The organism is Pseudoalteromonas sp. AWM4_233 (assembly GCF_056158285.1).
Genome location: NZ_JBSWSZ010000140.1, coordinates 4,998 through 5,597, shown reverse-complemented (window position 1 = coordinate 5,597; position 600 = coordinate 4,998). Strand labels below are relative to the sequence as shown.

General features: G+C 38.5%; 1 protein-coding gene. It reads right to left on the bottom strand.

Features of this window, described 5'->3' with window-relative positions:
• Positions 1-20: 20 nt before the first annotated feature.
• Positions 21-533 (bottom strand): hypothetical protein, encoded by a 513-nt coding sequence (locus ACXAC4_RS27445; RefSeq protein ID WP_475168370.1) that lies wholly within the window; start codon positions 531-533, stop codon positions 21-23.
• Between the last annotated feature and the right edge of the window lie 67 nt (positions 534-600).

The window sequence follows — 600 nt, the reverse complement described above, 5'->3', positions numbered from 1 at the left end:
AAGGTTAACGACAGTTAGATTCACCTCTTACACAGCACCTTACCGTTTGGGTGAGCTGAATCTAACTGGGTAACAATGGCTTTTTCTTCTACTAGTTCGTAGGTAAACGGGATGTAACTTTTGAATCTATATTCTTCAGGTGTTGGGAAGACAATTGAAATATGATTATCGTTTAACTTTGAAAACTCAGCAAAGAGGCTGTTTTGCTTTCTTAGTACATCATCGTCAGTGCAGGCAGTTAAAAGGGGCGTTAAACTTTGTGCCCAGTCAACGTCAATTTGCTGAAAGTAAGGCCAAAAATGTGCAATGCTTGCCCACATTTCAGAGACTGTGGTCATACATATTTCAGGTTGTTCAAAGTTGTTGTCTATTTGCCATTTACCTGGCTCTTGATAGGTATAACCTTGTATTTGCTTATCCGTAGGTAAATACAAAGGTAAGTATAATGTTTGTGCTCCATAGTTGAGTTCTGCAAACCGTTCGCTCGCACTGTATTCATCATTTTTTAAAGAGGAGAAATCATCAGTTAACAAAGTTCGAGTGTATAGGTGCTGTGTAAGAGGTGAATCTAACCGTCGTTAACCTTCACAATGTTTTATA